The organism is Variovorax palleresanus (genome assembly GCF_051144945.1).
GTDB lineage: Bacteria > Pseudomonadota > Gammaproteobacteria > Burkholderiales > Burkholderiaceae_C > Variovorax > Variovorax paradoxus_S.
In genome coordinates this window covers 1,806,843-1,833,481 of sequence record NZ_JBJNVP010000002.1, presented here as the reverse complement: position 1 = coordinate 1,833,481, position 26,639 = coordinate 1,806,843, and the positions used below count along the sequence as shown (strand labels likewise).

22 protein-coding genes are annotated in these 26,639 nt (G+C 67.4%); 11 read left to right on the top strand and 11 right to left on the bottom strand.

Annotated elements, in window-relative coordinates; translation table 11 throughout:
• Positions 1-33: 33 nt before the first annotated feature.
• The 4 genes from ACJ7Z0_RS12440 to ACJ7Z0_RS12425 all read left to right on the top strand — a co-directional run bounded on the left by ACJ7Z0_RS12440 (position 34) and on the right by ACJ7Z0_RS12425 (position 4,346).
• The gene (locus ACJ7Z0_RS12440; RefSeq protein WP_434790096.1) at positions 34-813 is read left to right on the top strand and encodes a fumarylacetoacetate hydrolase family protein; all 780 of its coding nucleotides are present in this window, start codon (positions 34-36) and stop codon (positions 811-813) included.
• 42 nt (positions 814-855) lie between these two features.
• A complete protein-coding gene (locus ACJ7Z0_RS12435; RefSeq protein ID WP_434790095.1) occupies positions 856-1,869 on the top strand; it encodes a 2-dehydropantoate 2-reductase in 1,014 nt (337 codons plus the stop codon).
• A 66-nt stretch (positions 1,870-1,935) separates the two neighbouring features.
• Positions 1,936-3,351: a pyruvate kinase gene (gene pyk, locus ACJ7Z0_RS12430; RefSeq protein ID WP_434790094.1), complete on the top strand. Its 1,416-nt coding sequence runs from the start codon at positions 1,936-1,938 to the stop codon at positions 3,349-3,351.
• 65 nt (positions 3,352-3,416) lie between these two features.
• A complete protein-coding gene (locus ACJ7Z0_RS12425; RefSeq protein ID WP_434790093.1) occupies positions 3,417-4,346 on the top strand; it encodes a LysR family transcriptional regulator in 930 nt (309 codons plus the stop codon).
• 53 nt (positions 4,347-4,399) lie between these two features.
• Here ACJ7Z0_RS12425 and ACJ7Z0_RS12420 read toward each other — a convergent pair whose 3' ends face one another.
• Entirely contained in the window at positions 4,400-4,636 is a 237-nt protein-coding gene (locus tag ACJ7Z0_RS12420) for a hypothetical protein (RefSeq protein WP_434790092.1), read from the bottom strand.
• A 116-nt stretch (positions 4,637-4,752) separates the two neighbouring features.
• Here ACJ7Z0_RS12420 and ACJ7Z0_RS12415 point away from each other — a divergent pair, with 116 nt between their 5' ends.
• Positions 4,753-5,607 carry a LysR family transcriptional regulator gene (locus tag ACJ7Z0_RS12415; RefSeq protein WP_434790091.1) on the top strand — a complete coding sequence of 285 codons (855 nt, stop codon included), beginning with the start codon at positions 4,753-4,755 and terminating at the stop codon, positions 5,605-5,607.
• Positions 5,608-5,629: 22 nt separating this feature from the next.
• Here the strand turns inward: ACJ7Z0_RS12415 and ACJ7Z0_RS12410 are convergent, their stop codons facing one another.
• The 7 genes from ACJ7Z0_RS12410 to ACJ7Z0_RS12380 form a co-directional block, all read right to left on the bottom strand.
• Complete coding sequence (locus ACJ7Z0_RS12410) at positions 5,630-5,932, bottom strand: hypothetical protein (protein ID WP_434790090.1); 303 nt, start codon at positions 5,930-5,932, stop codon at positions 5,630-5,632.
• A 75-nt stretch (positions 5,933-6,007) separates the two neighbouring features.
• Entirely contained in the window at positions 6,008-10,102 is a 4,095-nt protein-coding gene (locus ACJ7Z0_RS12405) for a translocation/assembly module TamB domain-containing protein (protein ID WP_434790089.1), read from the bottom strand.
• An 8-nt stretch (positions 10,103-10,110) separates the two neighbouring features.
• Positions 10,111-12,039, bottom strand: coding sequence for an autotransporter assembly complex protein TamA (locus ACJ7Z0_RS12400; protein WP_434790088.1), 1,929 nt, complete (start codon positions 12,037-12,039; stop codon positions 10,111-10,113).
• Between the two features lie 74 nt (positions 12,040-12,113).
• Positions 12,114-13,301: a vWA domain-containing protein gene (locus tag ACJ7Z0_RS12395; protein ID WP_093016778.1), complete on the bottom strand. Its 1,188-nt coding sequence runs from the start codon at positions 13,299-13,301 to the stop codon at positions 12,114-12,116.
• 25 nt (positions 13,302-13,326) lie between these two features.
• Complete coding sequence (locus tag ACJ7Z0_RS12390; protein ID WP_434790087.1) at positions 13,327-13,923, bottom strand: GNAT family N-acetyltransferase; 597 nt, start codon at positions 13,921-13,923, stop codon at positions 13,327-13,329.
• A gap of 27 nt (positions 13,924-13,950) precedes the next feature.
• On the bottom strand, positions 13,951-14,202 hold the full coding sequence (locus tag ACJ7Z0_RS12385; protein ID WP_434790086.1) for a hypothetical protein: 252 nt from the start codon (positions 14,200-14,202) through the stop codon (positions 13,951-13,953).
• Positions 14,203-14,263: 61 nt separating this feature from the next.
• Complete coding sequence (locus ACJ7Z0_RS12380) at positions 14,264-15,118, bottom strand: AAA family ATPase (protein ID WP_431127659.1); 855 nt, start codon at positions 15,116-15,118, stop codon at positions 14,264-14,266.
• 161 nt (positions 15,119-15,279) lie between these two features.
• Between ACJ7Z0_RS12380 and ACJ7Z0_RS12375 the strand changes: the two genes are divergently transcribed.
• Complete coding sequence (locus ACJ7Z0_RS12375; RefSeq protein WP_431127662.1) at positions 15,280-15,972, top strand: c-type cytochrome; 693 nt, start codon at positions 15,280-15,282, stop codon at positions 15,970-15,972.
• Between the two features lie 100 nt (positions 15,973-16,072).
• Here the strand turns inward: ACJ7Z0_RS12375 and pcaG are convergent, their stop codons facing one another.
• Complete coding sequence (gene pcaG / locus ACJ7Z0_RS12370; protein ID WP_434790085.1) at positions 16,073-16,684, bottom strand: protocatechuate 3,4-dioxygenase subunit alpha; 612 nt, start codon at positions 16,682-16,684, stop codon at positions 16,073-16,075.
• Between the two features lie 176 nt (positions 16,685-16,860).
• Positions 16,861-17,586 carry a protocatechuate 3,4-dioxygenase subunit beta gene (pcaH, locus tag ACJ7Z0_RS12365; protein WP_434790084.1) on the bottom strand — a complete coding sequence of 242 codons (726 nt, stop codon included), beginning with the start codon at positions 17,584-17,586 and terminating at the stop codon, positions 16,861-16,863.
• Between the two features lie 107 nt (positions 17,587-17,693).
• Between pcaH and ACJ7Z0_RS12360 the strand changes: the two genes are divergently transcribed.
• The gene (locus ACJ7Z0_RS12360; protein WP_434790083.1) at positions 17,694-18,692 is read left to right on the top strand and encodes a LysR substrate-binding domain-containing protein; all 999 of its coding nucleotides are present in this window, start codon (positions 17,694-17,696) and stop codon (positions 18,690-18,692) included.
• 22 nt (positions 18,693-18,714) lie between these two features.
• Here ACJ7Z0_RS12360 and ACJ7Z0_RS12355 read toward each other — a convergent pair whose 3' ends face one another.
• Positions 18,715-19,149 carry a DUF1841 family protein gene (locus ACJ7Z0_RS12355; protein WP_434790082.1) on the bottom strand — a complete coding sequence of 145 codons (435 nt, stop codon included), beginning with the start codon at positions 19,147-19,149 and terminating at the stop codon, positions 18,715-18,717.
• A 244-nt stretch (positions 19,150-19,393) separates the two neighbouring features.
• Between ACJ7Z0_RS12355 and ACJ7Z0_RS12350 the strand changes: the two genes are divergently transcribed.
• The 4 genes from ACJ7Z0_RS12350 (at position 19,394) to ACJ7Z0_RS12335 (ending at position 26,560) form a co-directional block, all read left to right on the top strand.
• The gene (locus tag ACJ7Z0_RS12350; protein ID WP_434790081.1) at positions 19,394-22,504 is read left to right on the top strand and encodes a hypothetical protein; all 3,111 of its coding nucleotides are present in this window, start codon (positions 19,394-19,396) and stop codon (positions 22,502-22,504) included.
• Positions 22,505-22,589: 85 nt separating this feature from the next.
• Complete coding sequence (locus ACJ7Z0_RS12345; protein ID WP_431127678.1) at positions 22,590-23,096, top strand: OmpA family protein; 507 nt, start codon at positions 22,590-22,592, stop codon at positions 23,094-23,096.
• A 102-nt stretch (positions 23,097-23,198) separates the two neighbouring features.
• On the top strand, positions 23,199-26,273 hold the full coding sequence (locus tag ACJ7Z0_RS12340; protein WP_434790080.1) for a glutamate ligase domain-containing protein: 3,075 nt from the start codon (positions 23,199-23,201) through the stop codon (positions 26,271-26,273).
• A complete protein-coding gene (locus ACJ7Z0_RS12335; protein WP_434790079.1) occupies positions 26,270-26,560 on the top strand; it encodes a hypothetical protein in 291 nt (96 codons plus the stop codon). Before ACJ7Z0_RS12340 ends, ACJ7Z0_RS12335 begins: the two co-directional genes overlap by 4 nt.
• Positions 26,561-26,639 lie beyond the last annotated feature (79 nt).

The window sequence follows — 26,639 nt, the reverse complement described above, 5'->3', positions numbered from 1 at the left end:
AAACCACTCCAACAGAACCAAGGAAGGCGAGACATGCAACAGCAGCAATCACAGCAATGGGTCCGTTTCGAACACGGCGGCGAAACCGGATTCGGCACGCTCGAAGGCGATGCCGTGCACGAGCACCGCGGCAACATGTTCGACCGCCCCGAGCCGACCGGCCGCGTGTTCGTGCTGGCCGGCGTGCGGCTGCTAACGCCCACCGAGCCCACCAAGGTCATTGCGCTGTGGAACAACTTCCATGCGCTCGGCGAGAAGCTGAAACTGGCAGTGCCGGCAGAACCGCTGTACCTGCTGAAGGCGCCCAACTCCTACCTCGCGCCCGGCGCGGACATCCGCAAGCCCTTGTGCGAGGGCAAGGTGGTGTTCGAAGGCGAGCTCGGCATCGTCATCGGCAAGACCTGCACCGCCGTGCCCGAGGCCGAGGCGCTGGCCCACGTGTTCGGCTACACCTGCGCCAACGACGTGACCGTGGCCGACATACTGAACCGCGACGCGTCGTTCACCCAGTGGGTGCGGGCCAAGGGCTTCGACACCTTCTGCCCGATGGGCCCGGTGGTGGCCACCGGCCTCGACCCCGCAACGCTGACCGTGACCACGCTGCTCAACGGCGAGGTGCGGCAGAACTATCCGATCAGCGACATGCGCTTTTCGGTCCAGCAACTCGTGAGCCTGATTTCCCTCGACATGACGCTGAACCCCGGCGACGTGATCCTGTGCGGCACTTCCATCGGCGTCGGTTCGATGAAGCCCGGCAGCCTTGTCGAGGTCGAGATCGGCGGCATCGGCAGGCTCGGCAACCGTTTCGGCTGAGCCCTGCCCGCGCGAAAAGAATCTACAACCTTGGGGATCGACATGAAGATAGCAGTCATCGGCGCGGGCGCGATCGGCGGACTGGTGGGCGCAAAGCTCGCCCTGGCCGGCGAGGACGTGACGTTCATCGTGCGTGGAAAGAATCTCGACGCCATTGCCACCAACGGCTTCAAGCTCATCGGGGCCGACGGCGTGGAGCAGGTGGCGCGTAACGTCAAGGCCACCGACCGCTACGACCAGGCGGGGCCGCAGGACATCGTCATCCTTGCGATGAAGGCGCACCAGGTCGAAGCCGTGGCGAACGACGTTCCCAAGCTGTTCGGGCCCGAGACCGTGGTGGTCACGATGCAGAACGGCATCCCGTTCTGGTACTTCCACGACCACGGCGGCGCGCTGGCGGGCACGCCGGTGCGCAGCGTCGATCCCACCGGACTGGTGGCCGCGAAGATTCCCGCCGAGCGGGTCATCGGCTGCGTGGTGTACCCCGCATCGGAGCTGACAGCGCCGGGCGTGGTGAAGCACATCGAGGGCGATCGCTTCCCGGTCGGCGAGCTCGACGGTTCGTCGAGCGAGCGCGTGAACCGAGTGTCGGCCTGCCTGGGCGCTGCCGGCTTCAAGGCGCCAGTGCTCGACAACATCCGCGCCGAGATCTGGCTCAAGCTCTGGGGCAACCTGACCTTCAACCCGATCAGCAGCCTCTCGCACTCGACGCTGGTCGACATCTGCCAGTACCCGCCTTCGCGCGAGCTGGCCGCGGCGATGATGCGCGAGGCGCAGGCGGTGGCGCACAAGCTGGGCATCGAGTTTCGCGTGACGCTCGACAAACGGATTGCCGGCGCCGAGAAGGTCGGCAAGCACAAGACATCGATGCTGCAGGACGTCGAAGCCGGCCGCGCGCCGGAGATCGATGCATTGGTGGGCGCCGTGGTCGAGTTGGCCCGGCTCACCGAAACCCCGACGCCGCACATCGACACCGTGTATTCGCTCGTCAAGCTGCTGGCGCGTACGATGGAAGAACAGCGCGGCCGGGTCTGCCTGCACGAGATGGCGAGCTAGCCTTGTTCAGGCTGCGCATACTGCGCCGTGTGCGCGTTGTGATCGATCGATGAAATGGAACGGATGATGCGACGTACACGCAGCGCGAAGATCGTGGCCACCCTCGGCCCCGCCACCACCGACGAGCCGGCCATTCGCGCCCTGTTCGAGCGCGGGGTGGACGTGTTCCGGCTCAACTTCAGCCACGGCACGCAGCACGACCATGCACGCCGCCTCGACACGATCCGGCGGCTCGAGACAGAGTTCGGCCGGCCCATCGGCGTGCTGCTCGACCTGCAGGGACCGAAGCTGCGGCTCGGCACTTTCGAGGGCGGGCGCGCGCAACTCGATGCGGGGTCGCACTTCCGCCTCGACATGGACAAGACGAGCGGCAATGCACGCCGCGCGCCGCTGCTGCATCCCGAGATTTTTGCGGCGCTGGAGGTCGGCACCGAGCTGCTGCTCGACGACGGCAAGCTGCGGCTGCGCGTGGACAGCTACAGCGCCGACTTTGCCGAGACCACCGTGCTGGTCGGTGGCCCGATCTCCGACCGCAAGGGCGTCAACGTGCCGAGCGTGCTGCTGCCGATCTCGCCGCTCACGCCCAAGGACCTCGACGACCTGGCCTGCGGCCTGGCCATGGGCGTGGACTGGGTGGCGCTCTCTTTCGTGCAGCGCCCTGAAGATATCGAAGAAGCGCGCGCCATCATCGGTACGCGTGCGTGGATCATGGCCAAGCTCGAGAAGCCCGCGGCCATCGACCACCTCGATGCGATCGTCGATCTGTGCGACGGCGTCATGGTGGCGCGCGGCGACCTCGGCGTGGAATTGCCGCCCGAGCGCGTGCCCGAACTGCAGCGCCTCATCGTGCGCGCCTGCCGCAAGCGCGGCAAGCCGGTGGTTGTGGCCACGCAGATGCTCGAATCGATGATTGCCGCGCCCGTGCCCACGCGCGCCGAGGTGTCCGACGTCGCAACCGCCATCTACGACGGCGTGGACGCGGTCATGCTGTCCGCCGAATCGGCCTCGGGAAAGTATCCGCTCGAAGCGGTGGCCATGATGGACCGCATCATCTCGCGCGTGGAAGCCGATGCGTCGTACCGGATCGGCATCGACGCCACGCACGAGGCATCTCTGTCCACAACCGCCGATGCCGTGTGCGCTTCGATGCGCCAGGTGGCCGCGCTGCTGGCGCCCGCCGCCACCGTCACCTACACCTCTTCGGGCTTCACCAGCCTGCGCGCCGCGCGGGAGCGGCCGGCCGTGCCCATCCTGAGCCTCACGCCCGACGTGGCCACCGCGCGCCGCATGGCGATGGTGTGGGGCGTGCATGCGGTGCTGGTCGACGACGTGCACGACGTGGCCGAGATGATCGAGTGCGCCTGCCGCGTCGCCTGTACCGAAGGTTTCGCCAGCGCGGGCAACGACGTGGTGGTGGTGGCCGGCCTTCCGTTCGGGCTTTCGGGGACGACGAACCTGCTGCACGTCGCGCGCATACCCTAGGCTGCGCTTGGGCGGGGCCTGGTGCGCAGTACGATGCCCGCTCGATTGCAGCAACCTTTTTCCGAATGAAGCACGCGACCCTGCGCCAGTTGAAAGTCTTCGAAGCGGTGGCGCGCTTGCTGAGCTTCTCGCGCGCGGCGGAAGAGCTTCACCTCACGCAGCCGGCCGTGTCCACGCAGGTGCGCAAGCTCGAAGAGCACGCGGGCAACGCGCTGTTCGAGCAGTTCGGCAAGAAGATCTACCTCACCCCCGCGGGCACCGAGCTGCTGCAGATCAGCCGCGCCATCATCCAGCAGTTCGAGGCGGCCGAGAACGCGATGCTGCAGTTCAACGGCGTCTCGGGCGGCAAGCTCAACGTGGGCGTGATCAGCGCGGGCGATTATTTCTTTCCGCGCCTCCTGGTGGAGTTTGCAAGCCGGCACCGCGGCGTGACGCTGAACTTCACGGTGCACAACCGCGAAGGGCTCATGACGCACATCGCGGAGAACCTCACCGACCTGGCGATCATGGTGCGTCCGCCAACCGACCTGGACACCATCAACCAGCCCTTTGCGCCGCATCCCTACGTGATCGTCGCGGCGCCCAACCATCCGCTGGTGGGCGTGCCGAGAATTCCGTTGAAGCGGCTGATGCGCGAGCCCTTCGTGGTGCGCGAGAAGGCCTCGGACACCTGGCATTCGATGGAGGAGGGCTTTGGCGGCGACCTGCGCGGCATCAACATCGCCATGGAGATCCGCAGCACCGAAACCATCAAGCAGGCGGTGATCGCGGGCATGGGCGTGAGCTTCGTATCGGCGCACACCATCAGCCAGGAAACCCGCGCCGGCAGCCTGCGCGTGCTCGACGTGGAAGGTTTTCCGCTGATGCTCAACTGGTACGTGGTGCACCGCCGCAACAAGCGGCTGCCGCCGGTGGCGCAGGCCTTCAAGGACTTTCTGCTCGCCGACGGTCCGGCGCTCATTTCGCAGATCGTGCCCTTCGACTCTCCGGCTTGAAAAACTCGGCAGGGAAATGTGCGAACCCTGCGCCGCTTGCGGCCCGCCGCGCTTCAGCGCAGGCCGATGCGCGAGGCGCGCGAGCGCAGCACCTCGGCACGCCGTGGATCGGTGGCTTCGATGTTGTCCGCCGCCACTTGCAGCGCACGCATCTGCTCCACCTCGCCGATGATCTTGTTCGGGCTCAGCAGCGCCTCGGCGAGCATCAGGGTTTCGTCGACGAGCGCCTTGAACGCATCCACAAAGCTCGCGGATGGGCTGGCATGGAATGGCTGGCGAAGGGTGGGCATCGATCAACTCCTGGTTGCTATGGAATGCCTTCATCTTCGACCCGCGTTCGCAGCAAGTAAAACGATATTAATTGCCAGTTGAGTGCAAAAATATTGCATTCAAAAACGGATGCAGCATGGACATCAACCTGGCTCGAACCTTTCTAGAGATCGTCGACACGCGCAGCTTCCAGCGTGCCGCAGAGCGGCTGCACGTCACGCAGACCTCGGTGAGCGCGCGCGTGCGAACGCTCGAAGAACTGCTGGGCCGGCCGCTTTTCGTTCGCAACAAGGCGGGCGCGGTGCTGACTGCCGCCGGGGAGCAATTTCTGCCGCACGCCACCACGCTGGTGCAGGTATGGGAGCGGGCCCGCCACCAGGTGGCGGTGCCGAGCGGCAGCCGCGCAGTGCTTTCCATCGGATGCGAGATCAGCCTGTGGGACCCGCTGTTGCTGCAATGGCTGCTCTGGATGCGCACCGCCGCGCCGCAGCTGGCCATTCGTACCGAGGTGGGCTTTCCGCACGACCTGCTCGACAAGGTGGCTGCGGGCGTGCTCGACATCGCCATTGCCTATGCGCCGCAGCAGCGGCCCGGCCTGCGCGTGGAACTGCTCATCGAGGAGAAGCTCGTCATGGTCACCACCGCGCAGCGCCCGCGCGTGCCGCGGCCGGCGGACTACGTGTATGTGGATTGGGGCCCGGAGTTCGCGGCGCAGCATGGCCTTGCGTATCCGGAGCTCTCGAACGCCGCGGTGAGTGCCGGGCTGGGGCCGCTCGGCCGCGAGTACCTGCTGGCGGCGGGCGGCACCGGCTACTTTCGGCACGACGTGGTGCGCAGCCATCTCGAGTCGGGCCGGCTGCGCCGTGTGCCCAACACGCCGGAGTTTCTCTACCCGGCCTACGCGGTGTATGCGGTGGGCGCGGACACAGCCATCGTCGACCCTGCGCTCGAGGGTTTGAGGCAGGTCGTCAAGGCCAAGCCGGCCGGCTAGGTTGTCAGGTGTTGGCCGTCAGTCAGGCGGCCAGCATGTGCCTTGCGCGCTCCACGCGCTCTTCATGCGACTGGAGCAGCGACTCGTAGTAGAGGCACAGCGGCATGGCGATGAACACCATGCCGGCGACGTAGATGATCAGGCTCATCAGCGGAAAGTCATCGCCTCCCCAGTAGGGAACGGAGGCCGCCGCCGCGCCGGCTGCGATGACTGCAATGACGCACTGCAGTGCGTTGCGCAAGAACGTGGTTCGCGAGTACCCCGGAGGGTCGTACTTCTGACGGTCCAGTGGGGAACACTCGCCCTTGTCTCCATCATCGTGCATCGTCGTTCCTTGTTAGAAGGGCGTCGACGATTCTTATCCCGTGAATTTCCGCGGTCAAGGCGGCAGACCCGGACCTCAGTCGTACTTCAATGTGTAGATGAGGTCGAGCCCGCTGGTCTGTCCGGCCTGCCCGCGCAGCGTGAGCCGTTGCGTCAGATCGTAGAAGATGAAGATCGTGCCGAAGGTGCCGCCCACGCTGCGTTCGTAGGTGAGGTAGAAATCCTTCGACAGCCGCTTGCCGAGTGTCACGGCCGACTCGCGCAGATCGCCGCCATTGCCGGGGCCCTTGAAGCCGAGCTCGTCGAGCCCGAAGCGGCTCGCCAGGCTGCCGCCGCTCCCGGCCTTGCTGACATGGCCGATCAGCGCGAGCGCCGCCTGCTGCAGCAGCGCCGATTCGCCGCCGCTGGTGGCCGAGGCACGGCCCAGCACCACCCACGAGAGCGTCTCCGCATCGGACAGCGCGGGCTCCGAGTAAAGCTTGACGCGCGGCGACTGCGCGGTGCCTGTGATCTGCACACCGGCACGCTGCGAGATGTTGGGCCGTATCGCGAGGATGTCGAGTGCGGGATTGTCGAACGGTCCGTTGAAGCGGGCCAGGCCGGTTTCCACGTCGAGCTGCTGGCCATAGGCGCGGTACTGGCCCTTCACGGTCTTGACTTCGCCGGTGATGCGCGGCGGCGCATTGAGCTTGGTGCTCCGGATCTCGAGGTCGCCCTCGAGCCGCGTGGTGATGCCGCGCCCCTGCACCGCGAAGTCGTCGCCGAGGTTGAAGTTCACCACGATGTCGGGCGGCTTCGCGGTTTCCGGCCGGGCGGCCCGCGCTTCGTGGCTCGCGGCGTCGCGCTGTGCCTGCTCGGCCGCCTCGCGGTCCTTGGCGGCCGAGCGCACGACCACGTCGGTGCCCAGGCTCGGCGCGGTTTCGTCGGGCAGGATGATCACAGCGCGGTCGGTCTTGAGCTTGCCGCGCACGTTGAACTGGCCGCCGTCGAGCCGGGCTTGCAGGTTGCCCGAGAGCGTGACCTGGCGGTCGGTGCGCACCAGCACGCGCAGCGCGCGCAGATCGGCCTGCAGCGCCATTCGAATGCCCGATCCCGACGCGCCGGCCGCGCCCCAGCCGATGTCGCCGCGCGCCGAGAGCGAGCCGCCATCGATGCCGGCCTGGCTGGCCGCGGTGCTGCGGTTGCCGCTCTGGCCCGCGATGCGCACGTTGCTGCCGGCGCCGCCCTTGAGCGTGAAATCGGTGATGTCGATGCGCGTGCCGGTGAGCGTGGCGCGCAGGCGGCCATCGCGCAGGTCCAGCCCTTCGACGGGCGCGCGCAGCGCGAGCTTGTCGGCGCCCAGCGTGCCGTTCCAGCGCGGCGTGGTGCGGTTGCCCGAGAGCGCGGCATCGGCATCCAGCGTGCCTGCAATGCGCCAGCCGGGCGGCGCGAGCATCGACCACACGCCGAGGTTCGGCAGCGTGGCCTTGATGTTGCCGGCCAGCGGCGCGTCGGCCGCCCACTGCCAGCCCTCCGCGCGCTGCTGCATGCGCGTGTTGAGCTCTGCGTCGATCTTGCCCGCGCGTTCGCTGTCCCAGGCCAGCGTGGCGCGCACCGCGTCGCCTTGCGCATCGAGCCGCAGTTCGGCCTGGCGCAAGCCGGCTGGCGTGTTGGGCGCGACCGCCCCGACCGCGGTGGCGGAGTTCATCGTGCGCTCGCTGGCCGTGCCGGTGCCGCGGCTCGTGATGCGCGTGACCAGCGCGGCCTCGCCGGCCTGCACGCGGATGTCGCCACTCTGGCGCGCGAGCCGCGCATGGGCGCGCAGCGTGTCGCCGGCATCGATGTCCCAGTCGCCGTCGAACATCAGGTCGCCGCTCACGCCCAGTTCATTGAAGGTGGTGCTGGCGCCGAAAGCCTCGGCCCATGCCATCGGAAGGCCCTGCAGCTTGCCTTTCGACTGCACGCGAAACGCCTGGTTGGGCGCCACGCCGCTGCGGGCGAAGCGCAGCGGCTGCCATTCGATGCGAACGGTACCGGGCGCCGGTCCGCGCAGCGTGGCGGTGGCCGCGGAGGCTTCGAGATCGAGGCGGCTCGCGGCGCCGCTTCCGCTGGTCTTGATGGTGGCGGTGACTTCGCGGCCGAGCTCCAGTGTCCAGGGCGCGGCAGCCGCGGCGGCCCGCGCGCTGTCCTGGGCCTGCAGGCGCAAGCTGGCGAGCGCGGCGCGCCAATGGTTGGCGCCCGCGAGGCCGCCGCTCGCGCGTGCATCGACCGTGAGCTTCTGCGTGCCGGTGGTGGCTTCGCCTCGCAGCGCGAGCGTGGCCTGGGCCAGGCTGCCGGCGAGTTCCGCGTGCAGCTCTTTCAAATGCACCGTGGTGGCGGCCGCTGCATTGCCGTTTCCATTGGTGGGCGGCATGCGCAGCTCCAGCTGCGGTACGCCGAGCGATGCCTTCAGGCTGGGCTCCGTGATGCCGCGCTGGGCCGGTGCAGTGGGGTTCTCGAGCCGGCGCTGAATGGTCTGCCAGCCGCCCTGCCAAGTGGCGTCGAGCCGCGCGGAACCCTTGGCGCTCTTGCCCGCGAACACCTTCGACAGCTCGGGCAGGCCCTCGATCCAGCGCTGCACGGCGTCGGCATCGTCGATGCGCGCCTTGATGTCGCCGCCCCCTTGCGCTGGTGCGATGCGGCCTTCGAGTTGCGCGCTGCCGCCCGGCAGCGCCAGGTCGAGCTTGCCGCTCGCGGCCTGCTCGGCCACGCGCACCTGCAGCCTGCCCTGAATGGCGGCGCCTTCGGCCTCCAGGCGCAGGGTGCGCAGGTCCAGCACCTGGTTTTTCCACTGGCCCTGGGCCAGCACGCGGTCGAGGCCGAAGCCGGGCACGGCCCTGCTGCCGGCACCGCCTCCGGCGCGCAGCGCCAGTTCGAAGCCGATGGTGTCTTCGCGCTGCTGCGCGGTGGCCGTGCCGCTGATCGGCGCGCCCGAAAGCTCGCTGTGCAGCAGGCCGGCCCGCACGCCGCGCACGTTGGCGCGCACCTGCCAGGGTGCGGGCGCGGGGCTCCAGCGGCCCTGGGCTTCGATGCGGCCGCCGCCTGCGCGCAGCATGGCTTCGGGAATCGTCCAGTTCGTGCCGTCGAAGCCCACGCGCGCCTCGACCTCTTCGAGCGGCAGTGCGCCCTTGTCCCACGGCCCGGGCACCGCGTTGCGGATGCTGGCCGAGGCCTGCCAGGAGGCGGGGCCGGTAGCCGCATCAGGCTGCAGTTCGACCGTGCCGGTCAGGCGCGTCTTCGGAGCGCCGGGCCAGAGCGTGGCCGCATCGACGTTGCGAAGGTCGGCCTTCGCATCGATGACGGGCTGCGGCAGCCAGGGCGCGACATTGGCTTGCAGCTTGGCTTCCATGGGCGCTTCGGCGTCGGGCTCGACCGGCTTCAGCTCGGCGGCTATCTGCAGCCGCGCATCGGTGCCTGCGAGCTTGCCCTTGATCGCGGCTTCGGCCAGCACGTCGATGCTGCGGCCTTCGGCCAGCGGTGCCTTCACGCGGCCGTTCAGCGTGGCGTCCAGCGCCATCGGCGCGGGGCCTTGCAAGTTCACACGCGCGCTGTAGTGGCCTTCGGCAATGTCGACGCCCTTGACCTCCAGCCGATGGTGCGCGGCGGTGTAGCGGTAGCTGCCCGCGAGCTGATTCGCCTGCAGCGCCGGCGGTCCGGCCCAGCGCACTTCGTCGATGCGGAACGGCAGATCGACCTCGATGGGCAGCGCGAGTTGTTCGAGCGGCTCGGTGGGCGTGTCGCTCGGCGGGCCGCGGCGCTCGATGAGCAGTTGCGCCGCATGCACCTCGCCGAGTTGCAGCTTGCGCTGGAACAACGGCGCAAGCTGCCAGCCGATGTCGGCGTTGTGCACCTCGACGGCCAGTTTCTCGCTTTGCCAGCGCAGCCAGCCGATGCGCCCGCCCGTGCGCAGCGAGCCCGTGACTTCGCGGCTTTCGAGCGAATGGCCGGCGGGCAGGTAGAGCGCGACCCTGGCCAGCGCAAAGGCCAGAGACTGGTTGGAGCCGAGCCACCACCATGCGCCCGCGCCCAAAACCAGCACCAGGGCCAGCAGGCCCCCGACCGTCCAGCCCAGCGCACGCAGCGCGCGGCGCGTGCGCGAACGCCGTGCGCGCGGAGCGGCTTTGTGGGACTGGAGTTGGGCGTCTGTCTGCATCGATGGAGTCAGAAGGTGAAGCCGAGGCGGAAGTGAAGGCGGAACTTCTTCGTGTCCACGCCATAGGCAAGATCGGCCTGTACCGGCCCCACCGGGCTGCGCCAGCGCGCACCCACGCCGACACCGACCTTGGGCTTGAGTTCGCCGGGCTTGTCGGCCACGGCGCCGGCGTCGACGAACACCACGCTCTCCCACTCGGTGAGCTTGTCTTTGTAGACGAAGGGCCGCTGCCATTCGACGCTCACGACGCCGAGGTAGCGGCCCGCCACGATCTGGCCGTCGTCGCGCACGGTGCCGATCTGGCGGTAGCTGTAGCCGCGCACCGTCGTGTCCCCGCCGGTCAGGAACATCAGCGTGGAGGGGATCTGCGCGCTGTCCTTGGCGGACACCGCGCCGGCTTCGGCCCGCAGCTGGAGGCGGCTGCGGCGCGCCAGCGTGGCGGCGTCCCGGTCCTGTGCGAAGCCCACCGGCAGCACGCCGAGCCAGCGTGCATAGGTGCGCGTGAAGGGCAACTGCTCGCCGGTCAGCGTATAGCCCGCGGCCAGCTCGAGCGCGAGGCCGAAGCCGCGCGTGGGCACCGCGTTGTCGTCGAAATAGCGGCCGGTCCAGCCCCAGTTGGCCGTGACCGCGGAAGCCGAGGGCGGGGCGTTGGTGCCGCGGTTCTGCGCGTAGTCGTATTGCAGGAAGTAGCTGCGGTCGATGTGACCGCTCGACTTGCTGCGGCCGCTGCGCACGCGGCCGCTGTCGACCACGTAGCTGCCCGAGGTTTCGCTCTTGAGCCCGGCGCCCGCGAACCAGCGCCATCCCCGATCGTCGGGAATGGCATTCCATTCGGTCGAGAGCGACTTGACGTCGCTGTCGACCGACAGGCGCGAGACGGCGCGCCAGCCGAGCAGCGGCAGCCGGTTGTGAATGTGGTCGACGGACAGGCGCGGCCCGCTGTCGGTGGTGAAGCCGGCGCCCAGCACCACCTTCTGCATCGGGGCTTCGCGCAGCTGGGCGATCACGGGCGCCGCCAGCGGCGTGCCGCTCTCGGTGTCGAGCGTGAGAAACACCGAGTCGTAGTAGCCGCTGCTGGCCAGGCGCTGCTGGGCATCGAGCAGCTTCTGCTGGTCGTAGTCGGTGCCGGTGGGGAGCTGCGCGATGCGGCGCGCGCCGTCGGCGTCGTAGCGATCGGTGCCGCGCAGTACCAGCGGACCGAAGCGGTAGGCGGGGCCCGACTGATAGGTGGCGCTGAGCCGGGCCTCCTGCCGGTCGGCATCGACCTCGGCGCGGCTCACCTCGATGCTGCCGGTGGGAAAGCGCTTGGCCGTGAGGCTGCGCAAGGCGGTGGTCTTGGCGTTGTCCCAGCCCTGCTGCGTGAAGGGCAGGCCGGGCCGCAGCGCCCAGGCGGTGCGGATCGAATCGCGCTGGGCCTCGGCAGTGGGGTCGTCTGCAATTGCGCCGCCGAAGCTGAGCTGCACGTTGCTCACGCGGGTGAGCTCGCCGGGTTCCACCGTGATGACGATCTCGCGCGGGGCCTTGGTGCTGGCCGGTGTTTCGTTGAGTTCGAGTGTCAGCGTGGGCGTGAAGTAGCCCAGCGTGCCGAGCAGCTCGCGGGCGTTGGTTTCCGCCGCCACCATGAGCCGCGAGATCTCGGTGGCGCCCAGGTCGTCGAGCTCGCGGTAGCGCTGGATGTCCAGATGCAGCGCGAGGTATTCGCGCACGTTGTCGGGCCCGCGCACGTCGACGGTGAATGCAGCGCGCCGTGGGCCCCTGTCGCCGTCCTTGCCGGTTTCATCGGCGGCGGTGTCGCCGCTGCGCACCAGGGCCGGGGCGGTGGTGTCCGTGGCGGCTTCTTTTTTCGGCAGCAGGCTGCATCCTTGCAGAAGCAGGACGCCGAAAAAAAGCAAAGCCGGCAACCACGCCGGCGCAAAGACTGGGACCACCCTGAACATGGGCGGATTTTGACAGCAAGGCGCGCCGGCTCCGGAAGCATCCGGAAACAGAGAGGCGCATGCCGCACGCCGCCTTACTTCGAAAGCATTCGCATCGCGTCTTCGAGGCCCCGCAGCGTGAGCGGGTACATGCGGTTGGACATGAGTTGCTGCATCACGGCAATGCTCTGGCGGTATTGCCACACGCCCTGCGGCTCGGGATTGATCCAGGCGAACTTGGGAAAGGCGTGCGTGAGGCGCTGGACCCACTCGGCGCCGGCTTCCTCATTGTTGTATTCCACGCTGCCGCCGGGCTGCAGGATCTCGTAGGGGCTCATGGTCGCGTCGCCGACGAAGATGAGCTTGTAGTCCTTGTTGTACTTGCGCAGGATGTCCCAGGTCGCGAACTTCTCGGAGAAGCGGCGCTTGTTGTTCTTCCACATGAAGTCGTACACGCAGTTGTGGAAGTAATAGAACTCCAGGTGCTTGAACTCGGTCTTCACGGCCGAGAACAGTTCTTCCACGCGCTGGATGTGCTCGTCCATGGTGCCGCCCACGTCCATCAGCAGCAGCACCTTGACGTTGTTGTGGCGCTCGGGCCGCATCTTGATGTCGAGGTAGCCGGCATTGGCCGCGGTCGAGTGGATGGTGTCGTCCAGGTCCAGCTCTTCTTCGTGGCCTTCGCGCGCAAACTTGCGCAGCCGCCGCAGCGCCACCTTGATGTTGCGCGTGCCCAGCTCCTGGCTGTCGTCGTAGTCCTTGTAGGCGCGCTGGTCCCACACCTTCACGGCGCTCTTGTTCTTGCCAGCGCCGCCGATGCGCACGCCCTGCGGGTTGTAGCCGCCGTGGCCGAAGGGCGAGGTGCCGCCGGTGCCGATCCACTTGCTGCCGCCCTCGTGGCGTTCCTTCTGTTCCTCGAAGCGCTTCTTGAGCGTTTCCATGAGCTCGTCCCAGCCCATCTTCTCGATCTTGGCTTTTTCTTCGGCCGTGAACTCGCGCTCCAGCGTCTTGCGCAGCCAGTCGAGCGGCACTTCCTTGGTGAAGTCGGCCAGCATCTCCACGCCCTTGAAGTAGGCGGCAAAGGCGCGGTCGAACTTGTCGTAGTGCTTCTCGTCCTTGACCAGCGCGGTGCGCGAGAGATAGTAGAAGTCGTCCAGGCCGAAGGCGCCGTCGGAGTTGGGCCCCACCACGTCGGCCTGCAGCGCCTCGAGCAGCGTGAGGTATTCCTTGACCGAGACCGGCAGCTTGGCCGAGCGCAGCGTGTAGAAGAAATCGATCAGCATGGTCGGGCTTTCCTAGGGCTTCTCTTCAGCTTCGCGGCTTGTCGAGCAGGTAGAGCAACTGGGCCTTGACCTCGGGCCACTCGCCCGAGCGCAGGCTGTACATCACGGTGTCGCGGATGGTGCCGTCGCGGCGCATGGCATGGCCGCGAATGACGCCGTCTTTTCTTGCGCCGAGCCGCTCGATGGCTTGCTGCGAAGCGAAGTTGAAATTGTCGGTGCGCCAGCCCACCACGTTGCAGCCGAGGGTATCGAAGGCGTGCGTCAGCATGAGCAGCTTGCAGGTGGTGTTGACGTGCGTGCGCTGGCACCGTTTGGCATACCAGGTGTAGCCGACCTCCACGCGCCCGACCGCCGGCAGGATGTCGTGAAAGCTGGTGCTGCCGAGCACGGTGCCGCTTTCGGCCTCGGTCACGGCAAACGCAAAGCGGTGGCCGGCTTCGCGGCCCTGCAGGGCGGTTTCGATGTAGGCGCGGGTTTCGTGCGGCTCCGGCACCGAGGTGATGCGCAGCTTCCAGAGTTCGCCGTCGGCCGCGGCAGCGCGAAGGCCCTCTTCATGATCGAGCGAAAGCGGCACCAGCGCCAGGTCGCGGGCCTTCAGCGTGACAGGTTCGACGAACGCCATCTTTTCAACACCTCTCGCGATTGTTTTTCAGTCTCTTGGCTTGCCGTACTTGCGGTCGTACCAGGCCCGGGCCAATTGCACGCCGCCGCCACCGCCCACGCCGATCAGCAGGATGCCGAAGATCTCGCGGTTGCCGTAACCGTTGGGCCCGAAGGCATCCAGCCCCAGCTGGAGCCCGATCCAGCGGCCAAGCAGCGCACCGGCCACGAACAGCACGGCCTGCGCCACGCCCAGTTTGAGCAGTTGGCCGACCGGATGCGGCGCTTGTGGCTGGCTCACAAGGAAACCTCCGTGCTTCGCACTGCGGTGCGAGTCCCCTTCGGAGCGGCCGGGCGGGGACTCATCGGTTGTTCCGCTGCATGAAGACGAGCTTCTCGAACAGCGTCACGTCTTGTTCGTTCTTGAGCAGCGCGCCCACCAGCGGCGGCACGGCAACCTTGTCGTCCTTGCTCTGCAGGGCCTCAATGGGAATGTCTTCGGCCACCAGCAGCTTGAGCCAGTCGAGCAGCTCGGAGGTGGAAGGCTTCTTCTTCAGGCCGGGCAGGTTGCGCACGTCGTAGAAGGTCTTCATTGCGGACGTGAGCAGCTCCTGCTTCAGGCCGGGGAAGTGCACTGCCACGATGTTCTTCATCGTCTCGGCATCGGGAAACTTGATGTAGTGGAAGAAGCAGCGGCGCAGGAAGGCGTCGGGCAGTTCCTTCTCGTTGTTGGAGGTGATGAACACCACCGGCCGGTGCTTGGCGCGGATAAGCTCACGCGTCTCGTAGCAATAGAACTCCATGCGGTCGATTTCGCGCAGCAGGTCGTTCGGAAACTCGATGTCGGCCTTGTCGATCTCGTCGATGAGCAGCGCCACCGGCTGGTCGGCCGTGAAGGCCTGCCAGAGCACGCCCTTGACGATGTAGTTCTGGATGTCCCTGACGCGCTCGCCGCCGTCCACGTCCTTGAGCTGCGAGTCGCGCAGGCGGCTCACGGCGTCGTATTCATACAGGCCCTGCTGCGCCTTGGTGGTCGACTTGATGTGCCACTGCAGGAGCGGCAGGCCGAGCGACCCGGCCACTTCTTCCGCCAGCATGGTCTTGCCCGTGCCAGGTTCGCCCTTGACGAGCAGCGGGCGTTTGAGCGTGATGGCGGCATTGACCGCCAGCATCAGGTCCTGAGTGGCGACGTAGTTGTCTGAGCCCTTGAATTTCATGAGTGGAACGCAAGCAGGTGGAGGAGGCCGGGTGGAGAAAAGAACACACTCGATTCGCTTTGCGCGGCCTTTGGGCGGCCGGCGGGGGTTCCCGGAGGACCCTTGCATATAATCGAATGTTGATTCGAAAAACTGTATCTCCACGAGATTGTGCGCGCAAAATGAACAAGTTGTTGACCACGATGTTTGCCTTCGCTGTCGCTTGCGTGACGGTCTCGGCGCAAGCCCAGCAAGCCAAGGGCGATGCCCAGAAGGGCGCCAAGCAGGTCGCGATGTGCGTGGGCTGCCACGGCATCATCGGCTACCAGGCCAGCTTTCCGGAAATCCACAAGGTGCCGATGATTGCCGGCCAGAGCGCCAGCTACATCGCTGCCGCACTCACCGCCTACAAGAACGGCGACCGCAAGCACCCCACCATGCGCGCCATTGCCGACACCCTCAAGGAAGAGGACATCGCCAACCTGGCCGCCTATTACAGCCAACTGGGCCAGAAGGAAGGCGAGGCGCCGCCGGCCGCGCTGGCCAAGCCCATGCCTGAGAACGTGCAGGCCCTGGTGGCGCGCGACAAGGACAACAGCTGCACCAAGTGCCACGGCGCCAACTTCAACACGCCGAACGACGGCACGGTGCCCAAGCTGGCCGGCCAGCATGCCGACTACCTCTTCGTGGCGCTCAAGTCGTACCGTGTCAAGAACAACCCGCACCTGGGCCGTTCCAATGCGGTCATGGCGCAGCAGGTCGAGCCCAAGAAGTTCACCACCGCCGAACTCAAGACGCTCGCCAGCTACATCAGCTCGCTGCCCGGCGAACTCAAGACGGTGCCGGACTCGCGCCTCCACCACGGCGCGCAGTAACAAACACAAACGGCGGTAGGCGCAGCCCGCGCAGCGCCATTCCCCGCTCCCATGAAAAAGCCCGCGTGAAGCGGGCTTTTTTGCGTCCGGGCGATGCCGGTCAGACGTCGAAGAACACCGTTTCGTCCGTGCCCTGCATGCGGATGTCGAAGCGGTAGCTCACCGCGCCGCCTTGTTCCACGCGCTCGGCAACCAGCGTGTGGCGGCGCTCGGCCGGCACGCTGGCCAGCACGGCGTCCTTGGCGTTGGCTTCGGCCTCGTCGCTGAAATACACGCGCGTGAACGCATGCAGCAAGAGCCCGCGCATCAGCACGATCACGTTGATATGCGGGGCTTCGCCCGGCGTTTCTGCGCCCGGCTTCACGGTGTGGAAGACGAAGCGGTTCTGCGGATCGGTGCCCGTGCCCGCGCGTCCGAAGGCGCGAAAGCCGATCTCGCGGGCCTCGGCCGGCGTCTGCGGATAGCGGCTTTCGCCGTCGGCCTGGCTGATTTCGACCAGCGCATCGCCGATGGGATTGCCATCGCCGTCGATCACGCGGCCCTCGAGCCGGATGCGCTCGCCCGCGGCGGCGTCCAGCGCCACGACCGCGTCGAAAGGCTGGTTGAAGTCGTAGCCGTATTGCGTGGCCGTAAGGCCGTAGGCGAAGTAGGGGCCCACCGTCTGGGAGGGGGTCTGGCCGAAGTCGGCTTCCTGTGCGGTCATCAGTGACATGGGAGTTCCTTTAAGTTTTCCGGCAAGCGACCGCGCCGCGCGCGACGCCCGCACCAACGCAGCCAAGGCCAGGAACACCGCGGAACCGGCTTTGCCGGGCCGCTGGTGTTGCCCCCGGCGAGGGGGTTGGCGAAGCGACACGAAGTGCGCGGAGCTTGGGGGAGAGTTTCATTTTTTCAACGGTTCTCGAACGGCGTTTCGTCGGCGCCGCGCAGCACGATGTCGAACTGGTAGCCCAGTGCGTAGCCTTCCTCGGTGATGTCGAGGCTGAAATCGGCGATCAGCCGGTTGCGGTAGCGCTCGGGCGTGCCGGTGATCATGGGGTCGTACTGCATCAGCGGATCGCCGGGGAAATACATCTGCGTGACCAGGCGGCTCGCAAAGCTCTGGCCGAAAAGCGACAGGTGAATGTGCTGCGGACGCCAGGCGTTCGGGTGGTTGCCCCACGGGTAGGCGCCGGGCTTGATGGTGAGGAAGCGGTAGCGGCCCTCGCTGTCGGTCAGGCAGCGGCCTGCGCCCAGAAAGTTGGGGTCGAGCGGCGCGTCGTGCTGGTCGACCTTGTGCACGTAGCGGCCTGCAGCGTTGGCCTGCCAGAGCTCCACCAGCGTGTTGGCCACCGGGCGGCGGCGCTCGTCGAGCACCTGGCCGGTGAGGATCATGCGTTCGCCCAGCGGCTCGCCGTTCTTGCGTGCGTTGCGCGTCAAGTCGTGGTCTAGCGCGCCGATGCTGTCGTGGCCGTAGACCGGCTGCTGCAATTCACCCAGCGAGGCCTTCAGCGGAACCAGGGGCTTCTGCGGCCCGCGCTTCACGGTCGACTTGTAGCCGGGATAGACGTAAGAAGGGTGGGCTTGCCAGTCGCGCGGGGTGAGGACGGCGGGGGGTGCCTTGATCTTGTCCAACATGCGTTGTCTCCTGTCGTGGAACGAATCGAGTTTTGGAAGCTGAACTTTAGAAGTCCGGTCCGATGATGTAAATTGAAGATTGATCTGTTTTGAATAACCAAAGGTAATTGAAAACCTCCGCCGATATTCGCCAGGACTTCGTGCGCAGCGTGCAGCTACGGCACCTGCGCTGCCTGGTCGCGGTGGCGCAGGAGCGCCATCTGGCGCGCGCCGCCGAGCGGCTTTCGCTGAGCCAGCCGGCGGTCTCCAAGACCCTCTCCGAGCTCGAGGCCATCGTCGGCGCGCGCTTGGTCGAACGCAGCAAGGCCGGGCGGCGCGGCGTGCAGGGGCTCGCGCCGGCCGGCGAGCAACTGCTGGCCCATGCCCTGCGCGTGCTCGAGGCGCTCGACGCCAGCGCAGAGGCGGTGGCGCCGGCCTCGGGCCAGCGCATCGAGCGGCTGCGCATCGGCGCGCTGCCGAGCGTGGGGCCGGCCCTGCTCCCCATGGCGCTCGCGCGCTTTCGCGAGCATTGGCCTTCGGTGCAGGTGGTGGTGAAGAGCGCGGCCAACCCGGTGCTGCTCGATGAGCTGCGCGCCGGAGAGCTCGACATGGTGGTCGGCCGCATCAGCGATCCGCGGCTCATGGGCGGCCTGAGCTTCGAGTTGCTCTACACCGAGCCGCTGGTGTTTGCCGTGCGCGCCGGCCATCCGCTGGTGGCCCGGTCCACCCGAACGGTGTCGGTGCAGGCGGTGCTCGACTATCCGCTGGTGGTGTACGGCGAGGGCACCATCCCGCGCCACAACACGGAAAGCTTTTTGTCGGCGCGCGGCCTGGTGCTTCCGGCCAACGCGCTGCAGACGCTCGACGTGGCGGTGGCGCGCGGCCTGCTCGCGGTGTCCGACGCGGTCTGGATCACGCCGCTTGGCGCCGCCCGCGGCGAACTGGCGGACGAACGCCTGGTCCGGCTGCGCATCGAAACCGCCGGCACCGACGAACCCGTAGGCCTGCTGCTGCGCAGCGATGCAGAGCCCTCGGCCTTGCGTGTGGCCATGGCCGCGCTGCTCCGCGAAGGTGCCAAGCAGCAGGGCGCGCCGCCTTCGCAGCCCAGGAGAAAGCCGCAGGAGTAGCGATCCAGCCCTGCGGATGCGCCTAGTCTTTTGTTGCCCGTCGCTGCACGCAGGCCACGTAGCCGTTGCCGTCGGGCGGCCGGCCGGCGCGCTGGCTCTCCCACATCATCTGGCCCAGGCACTCCATGGCCTCGTGATGCGCGTCGAGCAGCGAACCGCGGCGGGCCGCCAGCAGCTCCACGGCCTGGCGGATGCCGCGCGGCTGGTCGATCGAGCATTGCTCGCTGATCGACAGATGCATGGACAGGTGGAGAAACGGATTCTCCCGGCCGTTCGAGCCGTCGTACACGCGTGCCACCGCCGCATCGGCATCGGCCAGGTCGTCGTGGTATTCGGGGTGCTCGTCGATCCATCCCGCGGCAATTGTCTCGAGCGCTTCCATCGGCAAGCCCTGGCGGTGCTTGGCGTACACATCGCAAAAGAAGCGGCGCACGTCTTCCTGGGAGGGGTTGAACATATCTGTATGAAGAAGAGAGAAATGGAGGCCGATGTTCCGGTAGCGAGACGTTACATCGTTACGTAACGAAGTGCCAAAAGACTCGTTCCGGAGGCTTTTTCAGCGCCGGCAAGCACGCCCCGTTTTAAATAAATATCTATATGAATCAATAGCTTGCGTCATTGGCTGGGCCGATATCGAAGCGCGGTAACGAATCGGCACGCTAGTTGCCCCTGTACATGCATCTTTTGTCACAGAGGCTGTCATGAACGCACCACAAGCACCGACCCCATCGACCGAAGGATTTGCCGCCAGTGGCGTCGCTCCTGTGGTCATCGCTCAAGCCACCAGCACACCGCTGGGGGCGCCCACCATGCTCGGCTCGCCGGCACCTGCTGCCGCGGTTGCCACGACGGCGCCCGCCGGCGTAGGCACATTGTCCAATGCTACGCCGGGCGTGGCGGTGATGCGGGACGGTGTCCGCATTCCTGTGGACGGCAACCAGACATTGATGGCGGGCGACCGCGTGATCGTTCCCGAAGGCGGACAGGCCAACGTTCTCTTTCCCGGCTCGGCCAGCAACAAGGCGCCGCTGGCCGGCGTCTTCACCGGCGGCACCGATGCCACCATCGGTTCGACCAAGCTGCCCGGCGGCCTTGAACAAGTCAACGTCGACGTCGCCTCGGGCGACCTGCAAGTGACCCCACTGGACAGCGATGCCGAGGCAGCCGCACTGGCCGTCACCAAGAAGGTCGCGGCCGGCAGCGGCCTCGGCCTGGGCGAATTCGCGCTCGGCGCACTGGGTGCCGCCGGGCTTGGCGCTGCCCTGGGCGGCGGCGGTGGTGGCGACGGTGGAACGGTGCCGTTCCTTCTTGGCAGTGGTGATGACGGGGATGCCGATGCTGACGCTGACGCTGACGCTGACGCTGACGCCGATGCTGACGCTGACGCTGACGCTGACGCCGATGCTGACGCTGACGCTGACGCTGACGCCGATGCTGACGCTGACGCTGACGCCGATGCTGACGCTGATGCTGATGCCGATGCCGATGCCGATGCCGATGCCGATGCTGACGCTGATGCCGATGCCGATGCTGACGCTGATGCCGATGCCGATGCCGATGCCGATGCCGATGCCGATGCCGATGCTGACGCTGACGCTGATGCCGATGCTGACGCTGACGCTGACGCTGATGCTGACGCTGACGCTGATGCCGACGCCGACGCCGACGCCGACGCCGACGCTGACGCTGACGCTGACGCTGACGCTGACGCTGATGCTGATGCTGATGCTGATGCCGATGCAGACGCAGACGCAGACGGCGATCACCTGCTCGATCCGGGCGATGTCCTCACGGGCGGCGTGGTGGGCTCGACCGACGACAACCTGGGCCTCGGCGGTTCGCTCACCCCGGTGCCGGGCGTCGTCGACAGCACCACCGACCTGGTCGATGACCTGGTCTCCCCGGTCCTCGGCGAACATTTCACGCGGGACGATCCGAACCAGTTCGATCCGGTGGACGATGCTGCCGAAACCATCGTCGACAGCGTGGGCGGCGCCGCGAGCCCGATCGTCGACGCCCTCCTGGGCGACGGTGCTACCGGCGCGCTGGTCGGCCAGGTCGACCACCTCACGGACGCGCTTCAGAACGGCATCGACAACCTCGTAGGCGACGACGGCATCCTGAGCGGCGTGACCACTGCGCTCGGTGTGGACGGCGTTGTTGACGGCCTCGTCGGCGATGGCGGCGTGGTCGGCGACCTGGTCGAAGGCGTGCTCGGCGAGGACAGCCTTGTGAGTACCCTGATGAGCGAAGACGGCCTGGTGGGCGGGCTCCTCGCCGACGACGGCGCCGTGGGCAACCTCATCGGCGAAGACAGCGCCATCGGCGGCCTGCTTGGCAACGTGCTGAGCGACGAAGGCCTCGTCGGCGGCCTGCTGGGCGATGGCGGCGCCCTGGGCGGCCTGCTCGGCGGCCCGTTGGGTGAAGACGGCCTGCTGGGCGGCTTGCTCAGCGGCGACAGCCCGGTGGGCGGCCTGCTCGTCGGCGACGGCCTGGTCGGTGGCCTGCTTGGCGGAGAAGGCACGGCCGCCGGCCTGCTGGGCAGCGAAGGCCTCACGGGCAGCTTGCTGGGCCAGGACGGCGTGGTGGACAACCTGCTCGGCGCGAATGGCGTGGTGGGCGGCCTGATTGAAGACGGCCCGCTGGGTGGCCTGCTCGGCGGCGAAGACGGCCTGCTCGGTGGTCTGACCGGCGGTGTGCTGGGCGACGAAGGCTTGCTGGGCGGTGTGCTCGGCGACGAAGGCCTCGCCGGCGGCCTGCTCGGCGCAGACGGCTTGCTTGGCAGCGACGGCGCGGTCGGCAGCCTCCTTGCCAGCGACGGCCTCCTCGGCGGTGTTCTCGGCGACGACGGTCTGGTCGACAACCTGCTGGGTGACGGCGGCGTGTTGGGCGGGGTGCTCGGCGGCGACGGGTTGCTTGGTGGCCTGGTGGGCGAAGACGGCGTTGTCGGTGGCCTGCTCGGCGGCGATCTCCTGGGTGGCGACTTGCTTGGCGGTGACCTGCTGGGCGGCGTGCTTGGTGAGGATGGCCTCGTTGGCAATCTGCTCGGTGGCGATCTCCTGGGCGGTGACTTGCTTGGCGGTGACCTGCTGGGCGGCGTGCTTGGTGAGGATGGCCTCGTTGGCAATCTGCTCGGTGGCGATCTCCTGGGTGGCGACCTGCTTGGCGGCGTGCTTGGCGAAGATGGCCTCGTCGGCAACCTGCTCGGCGGCGATCTCCTGGGTGGCGACTTGCTTGGCGGTGACCTGCTGGGCGGCGTGCTTGGTGAAGACGGCCTCGTTGGCAACCTGCTCGGTGGCGATCTCCTGGGTGGTGACCTGCTTGGCGGTGACCTGCTGGGTGGCGTGCTCGGCGAGGATGGCCTCGTTGGCAACCTGCTCGGCGGCGATCTCCTGGGTGGCGACCTGCTTGGCGGTGACCTCCTCGGCGGTGACCTTCTCGGTGACGACGGCCTGGTCGGCAGCCTGCTTGGCAGCGACGGCTTGCTCGGCGGCGCCCTGGGGGGCAGCAACCCGGTGGCCAACATCCTGGATCCGGTGCTCGACACCGCAGGCACTGTCGGCGAGGTTCTGGAACCCGTGGTCTCCGCCGTGTCCGAGGTGGCCGAACCGGTGACCGACATCCTGGCTGGCGCAACCCCGACGCTCACTCCGGCGATTGAAACGGTTCACGGCGTGCTCGACACCGTGGCGGAAGCGGCGCCGATCGTGACCGACGTGGTGACCCCGATCACGAGCCTGGTCGATCAGGCCGCAGGGACCGGCAACGTTCTCACCCCCGTGACGAACATCCTGCACGGCCTGCTGGGCTAAGCAACAAAAAGGGCAGCAGAGGAGAAGAAGAACGGCAGCACCAGGGACAGGCCGGTGTCGGCCTGTCCCCTGAAAGGATTTGGATATGAACAACAGCAGCAGCTATCGGATATTGACCGTCGTCGCGCTCGCGGCAAGCCTTGCCGCCTGCGGAACGGCGATCAAGAGCGGGCGCGAAGACGCGACCTACTACTACTCGAACAAGGGCACTCCGGTCGCGAAGGTGGAGCCGCGTCCGCCCGCGCCGCCGGCCGACAACGTCGACGCGCCGAAGATCGTGTACTTCAATTTCGACAAGTACGACATCAGGCCGCAGGACCGCAACGTGGTGGAAGCGCACGCGAACATTCTCCGGAACCGTCCCGCGAGCAAGGTGATGATCGAAGGCCACACCGACTCGCGCGGTGGCCGCGAATACAACCTCGCGCTGGCCCAACGCCGTGCCGAATCGGTGCAGCGTGCGCTCACGCAGCTTGGCGTGCCGGGCGAGCGCATCGAGGCCGTCAGCTGGGGCATGGAAAAACCCGCATCCCCCCAACCCACCGAGGAGGGCTATCAGCTCAATCGCAGAGCCGAATTCAGCTACCGCTGATCCGGAGAACCGCGATGCCTTCGAGGGGAGCTTCCGGTCCGCGACGTCAAAGCGAGAGCAGATGACGGCCGCGGCCGGGCTCCCGTATTCGATCGGGGCCGAATGATGTCCTTCTCCGACCAGCTCCAGGCCTGCCACGAGCGCCTGGTCTCGGTGTGTGCGGCGCTTCCTGCGCCATATCCGGCCTTCACGCTTTTCTTCTCGGTGAGCGATGGATCGCAGCGCGCGCACGTGGTGCACGCGCGTGCGGCCGAATTCGAAACGGCCTGGCGCGAAGGCGCCGAGGCCGTGGAGCGCCGGGTGCGCGAATACGGCCTGGTCTCGCCATGGCTGCGCATCGACTGGGTCGAGGGCGCAAGCCCGATGGATTGGGCGCAGTTCAAGGCGCAGCTTGCCGCCGTCAAGCGCAACTACTTTCGCCTTGGCCTGGCTTTCGACAAGAGCTTCGAGACCGCGTTCACCGAGCAGGAACTCAACGCCAACGCGATGCTGTGCGGCGACTCGACCATTGCGCACGCCGTGGTCAACGCGCGCAACTTCGAGGTCTACGGCCAGGCGCGCTTCGCACGTGCGCCCCGGCTCGACTTGCCGGCGGACCAGCCGGTCTACCTGCTTGCGACCGCAGGTGTCTTCTGCCAATCGGACGGCGTCGTGCACAAGCTCGTCGGCACGGGGCTCGATGCGGGCCGGCGCCAGGCGCCGGCGCTCAATTCGCAGTCGGTGCTCGAACTCGTGCGCAGCGGCTCGGCTTATCTTGCGCGCCAGGTGCAGGGCGACGGGTTGTTTGCGTACGGCTACTTTCCGTGCTTCGACCGCCGCATTCCCACCTATGACGCGTCGCGCCACGCGGGCGCGCTCCACACCATGATCGAGGCGTGGGAGCTCACGCGGGACGACAAGCTGCGTGCGGCCATCGACCACGCGCTCGACCACCTCGCGAATTCGTTCATACGCCACTACAGGCTCGCGGACGGCACCCAGCTCGCCTTCCTCATCGATACCGGCGAAGAGATCAAGCTGGGCGGCAATGCCGCCTGCGTGCTCGCGCTGGTGAAGTATTGCGAGGCGATGGGCACACGCGACTGGTTGCCGTTGCTGGAAAACCTGGCGCTGGGCATCGCATGGCTGCAGGACACGGCCACGGGCCGTTTCAACCACGTGCTTCATGCCGCCGACCTGCAGCTGAAGCAGGCCGCCTCGCACGCTGTCTGCCACGACGGCCAGGCGGCCTACGGCCTCATGCGCCTGTACGACCTCACGCGCGATGCCAGATGGCTGGCGCTGGTCGAGAAGGCCTTCGACCATTTCATTGCGAGCCAGCACTGGCAGGTGCACGACCATTGGCTGAGCTGCTGCGTCAACGAACTCACGCGCTGGAGCCCGCAGGAAAAGTACTTTCGCTTCGGCCTGCAGAACGTTGCCGGGTACCTGGACTTCGTGCTCGACCGCAAGACCACCTTTCCGACGCTGCTCGAACTCATGCTGGCGGCACAGCAGATGCTCCAGCGGCTCGAGGCCATGCCCGCGATGCGGCACCTGCTCGACGAGCTCGACACCGAGAAGTTCTACCGCGCGCTCGAATACCGCGCCCACTACCTGCAGAACGGCTTCTTCTGGCCCGAGATGGCGATGTACTTCAGGCGGCCATCCACCATCGCCGGCGCGTTCTTCATCCGGCATCACGCGTTCCGCGTGCGCATCGACGACGTGGCCCAGTATGTGTCCGGCTTCGTGGCCTACCACCGCTATCTGCTGGAGCGGCGGGCCTTGCCCGGTGCCGGCAGCGTGAAAGACGACGGCGCTGTCTGGACCGCGAGCGAAATGGCGCGCGTGACCGGCGGCGAATGGGTGGTCAGGCCCGACGACGGCTGGCGCGCCGGCGGCGTCGCGCAACGCTCCTTCCTGCGCAAAGGGCGGGTGGTGTTCGAGCACCAGACGCGGCCCGCCAAGGCGCCGCTGGCCGCCGTGGCGCTCAAGGGCGTGTTGCAGCCCGCGGCCGCCGTGCTGTGCGCCGATGCCGCACCGCATCTGGACAAGCGGGTGCCCGTGCTCCAGGTTGCCAACGTGCAGCAGGCCGTGCTGGCACTGGGCGCGCATGCGCGCACCGAGTTTGGCGGGCGTGTCTGCGGCGTGCTGGGCAGTGGCGCCGGCAGCAGCACCGTGGCCGCGATGCTGGCCGAGACCCTGGCCGTGTGGGGCGAAGTCGGACGGCCCGAGGGCAACGTCAGCCTTCCCTCGGGCCTTGCCTGGAACCTGACCTGCATGCCGCGGCACGCGGCCTACTGGGTGTTGGAGATGGGCTCGCCGCACATCCTCGCGTCGACGCAACTGGTGCGGCCGATGGTGATGGTGGTGACGGGGCTTTCATCCGCTTCGCAGAAACATCGCGGCCCCTCGGAGGCCGCCGCGCGCCAGGACAGCCGCATCTTCGAGGACATGGCGCCGGGCGACAGCGCCGTTCTGAACCGCGACCTTCCCGAGTTTGCGGCCTTTGCCGAGGCCGCCATGGCGCAGCAGCTCCAGATCCTGACCTATGGCGAGCACAGGGACGCCGATGTGCGGCTGCTCGCGTTCGATCATGGCGAAGTGCAGGCCCTGGTGCTCGGCGAGCCATTCCAGCTTCGCCTCAATGCGCCGGGGCGGCACATGGGCGCCAGCGCCGTGGCCGCGCTGGCCGCGTTGCAGGCAATGCGCCTGAAGCTGTCTGCCGCGGTGGAGCCCTTCGCGCGCTTCGAGCCGCCGGGCGGGCGTGGCGCGCTGCACACCATCCACATCGGCGGCGGCAGCTTCAAGCTGATCGACGAGACCTACGACGCCAACCCGAGCTCGATGCGTGCCGCGCTTGAACTGTTGTCGCAGGCGCCCTGCGAGCCGGCGCGGCGCGTGGCGATTCTTGGCGACATGCAGGAGCTCGGTCCGGCCGCGCAGCGGCACCACCTCGACCTTGAGCCGGAACTGCTCGCATCGCAGCCCGACCGCGTGCTGCTGTGCGGCCCGCTCATGCGTGCGCTGCACGCGCGCATCCGCACCAAGGTCCGGTCGCACTGGTTCGTCGATGTATCCGACCTGTCGACCGCGCTCGGAGGGCTGCTGCAGCCGGGCGACTGGGTGCTGGCCAAGAGTTCCGCCGGCGTCGGCCTGTCCCGGCTGGCCCGTGTATTGAAAGCATTGCCATGAAATTGAACGCGCCCCTGTCCTTGTCCTTCGAACCCAAGGCCGTGCCGGCGGGCCGCTGGTGGCTGGGCTGGCTGCAACTGCTTTGCGCATGGCTGCTTTGCATGCTGCTGTGCGCCAACGTCGCCCTGGTGTTGACCAAGGGCTGGCCGCAGGACGAGGCCGCCGCGCCGCACGCGAGAACTGCGTCCGGTTGCGCACCTGCGGAAGCCACCGCGCGACCCGGCGCGCGCGAGGGCCAGACAGTCCCGCAGAAGCCGGGGCGAACACCGCGATGCGGAGGTGCGTAACGTGACATTTTGCCTAGTAACAGTTGGGTAACAGTTGATAATGACGCAGGCGTCATTGCCGAACGGATCGGCCTCTTCC

Excerpts from the sequence above, each read along its gene's own strand:
- ACJ7Z0_RS12440 (WP_434790096.1), top strand. The coding sequence starts at position 34 with ATGCAACAGCAGCAATCACAGCAATGGGTCCGTTTCGAACACGGCGGC.
- ACJ7Z0_RS12435 (WP_434790095.1), top strand. The coding sequence starts at position 856 with ATGAAGATAGCAGTCATCGGCGCGGGCGCGATCGGCGGACTGGTGGGC.
- pyk (WP_434790094.1), top strand. The coding sequence starts at position 1,936 with ATGCGACGTACACGCAGCGCGAAGATCGTGGCCACCCTCGGCCCCGCC.
- ACJ7Z0_RS12425 (WP_434790093.1), top strand. The coding sequence starts at position 3,417 with ATGAAGCACGCGACCCTGCGCCAGTTGAAAGTCTTCGAAGCGGTGGCG.
- ACJ7Z0_RS12420 (WP_434790092.1), bottom strand. The coding sequence starts at position 4,636 with ATGCCCACCCTTCGCCAGCCATTCCATGCCAGCCCATCCGCGAGCTTT.
- ACJ7Z0_RS12415 (WP_434790091.1), top strand. The coding sequence starts at position 4,753 with ATGGACATCAACCTGGCTCGAACCTTTCTAGAGATCGTCGACACGCGC.
- ACJ7Z0_RS12410 (WP_434790090.1), bottom strand. The coding sequence starts at position 5,932 with ATGCACGATGATGGAGACAAGGGCGAGTGTTCCCCACTGGACCGTCAG.
- ACJ7Z0_RS12405 (WP_434790089.1), bottom strand. The coding sequence starts at position 10,102 with ATGCAGACAGACGCCCAACTCCAGTCCCACAAAGCCGCTCCGCGCGCA.
- ACJ7Z0_RS12400 (WP_434790088.1), bottom strand. The coding sequence starts at position 12,039 with ATGTTCAGGGTGGTCCCAGTCTTTGCGCCGGCGTGGTTGCCGGCTTTG.
- ACJ7Z0_RS12395 (WP_093016778.1), bottom strand. The coding sequence starts at position 13,301 with ATGCTGATCGATTTCTTCTACACGCTGCGCTCGGCCAAGCTGCCGGTC.
- ACJ7Z0_RS12390 (WP_434790087.1), bottom strand. The coding sequence starts at position 13,923 with ATGGCGTTCGTCGAACCTGTCACGCTGAAGGCCCGCGACCTGGCGCTG.
- ACJ7Z0_RS12380 (WP_431127659.1), bottom strand. The coding sequence starts at position 15,118 with ATGAAATTCAAGGGCTCAGACAACTACGTCGCCACTCAGGACCTGATG.
- ACJ7Z0_RS12375 (WP_431127662.1), top strand. The coding sequence starts at position 15,280 with ATGAACAAGTTGTTGACCACGATGTTTGCCTTCGCTGTCGCTTGCGTG.
- pcaG (WP_434790085.1), bottom strand. The coding sequence starts at position 16,684 with ATGTCACTGATGACCGCACAGGAAGCCGACTTCGGCCAGACCCCCTCC.
- pcaH (WP_434790084.1), bottom strand. The coding sequence starts at position 17,586 with ATGTTGGACAAGATCAAGGCACCCCCCGCCGTCCTCACCCCGCGCGAC.
- ACJ7Z0_RS12355 (WP_434790082.1), bottom strand. The coding sequence starts at position 19,149 with ATGTTCAACCCCTCCCAGGAAGACGTGCGCCGCTTCTTTTGCGATGTG.
- ACJ7Z0_RS12350 (WP_434790081.1), top strand. The coding sequence starts at position 19,394 with ATGAACGCACCACAAGCACCGACCCCATCGACCGAAGGATTTGCCGCC.
- ACJ7Z0_RS12345 (WP_431127678.1), top strand. The coding sequence starts at position 22,590 with ATGAACAACAGCAGCAGCTATCGGATATTGACCGTCGTCGCGCTCGCG.
- ACJ7Z0_RS12340 (WP_434790080.1), top strand. The coding sequence starts at position 23,199 with ATGATGTCCTTCTCCGACCAGCTCCAGGCCTGCCACGAGCGCCTGGTC.
- ACJ7Z0_RS12335 (WP_434790079.1), top strand. The coding sequence starts at position 26,270 with ATGAAATTGAACGCGCCCCTGTCCTTGTCCTTCGAACCCAAGGCCGTG.